This is a genomic window from Paraburkholderia ribeironis (genome assembly GCF_900019265.1).
Taxonomy (GTDB): Bacteria; Pseudomonadota; Gammaproteobacteria; order Burkholderiales; family Burkholderiaceae; genus Paraburkholderia; species Paraburkholderia ribeironis.
In genome coordinates this window covers 1-903 of sequence record NZ_CYGX02000161.1, presented here as the reverse complement: position 1 = coordinate 903, position 903 = coordinate 1, and the positions used below count along the sequence as shown (strand labels likewise).

General features: G+C 53.9%; 1 protein-coding gene. It reads left to right on the top strand.

The features are described 5' to 3' along the window. Positions 1 to 26 precede the first annotated feature (26 nt). Positions 27 to 903: AMP-binding protein (locus BN2475_RS32705; protein WP_245841757.1), on the top strand; the 877-nt coding region annotated here is incomplete at its 3' end.

Here is a 903-nt window from a genome sequence, read left to right as displayed (position 1 = left end):
CCGAGCGAACGCCCGAAGCAATCGCATTGATCCACGAAAACCAGCAGTTGAAATATGCTGAGTTGAATGAGAAAGCTGATCGTCTGGCACACCGTCTGATCGTGTCCGGTGTGGGAGCAGGCGATTATGTTGCCACCCTACTGGAACGTTCAATCGATCTGATCGTGGCTCAATTGGCCATCCTGAAAGCTGGCGCCGCCTACGTACCACTCGATCCGCAAGGCCCCGCTGAACGACACGCCTGGATCCTTGACGATTGTTCAGCTCGCCTGCTGATCACGAATGTTCCCGAGGTACCCCTCCCAGTCGCAGTATTGCCGCCAACCGATTCGGGTGTCGCTCAGCCAAGTCCCGCTCTAAGAGGAGCAGCCCTCGATACGGCCTATGTAATGTATACATCGGGCTCGACCGGTACCCCCAAGGGGGTGCTCGTGCCTCATCGAGCGGTCGCCCGGCTGGTCATGAACAACAGCTATGCCAAGATCGGACTAGATGATAGGGTCGCCTTTACGGCAAATCCCGCCTTCGATGCCAGCACTTTTGAAGTATGGGGACCACTGCTCAACGGTGGCACAGTGATTATTGTCGATCGCCATCAAGTCCTTGATGCTCGAGGCCTGGCTGAAATCATTAGCCGAGGCAAAGTCACCGCGCTGTTCATCACAACCGCTTTATTCAACCAATTTGTTCCCGAAATTGGATCAACCTTTGCTCGACTGCGATTTTTGCTCTGTGGGGGAGAACAGGAAAAACATGAGATTTTTGGAGCATTGCTAAAGCATAGGGGACCGGAAAAACTCATCCACTGCTATGGTCCCACCGAGAGCACGACCTTTTCTACCACGTATGAAGTGTCAGAAACGAATTCCGGCAATCATCTGCCCATCGGCCGACCGATCTCGA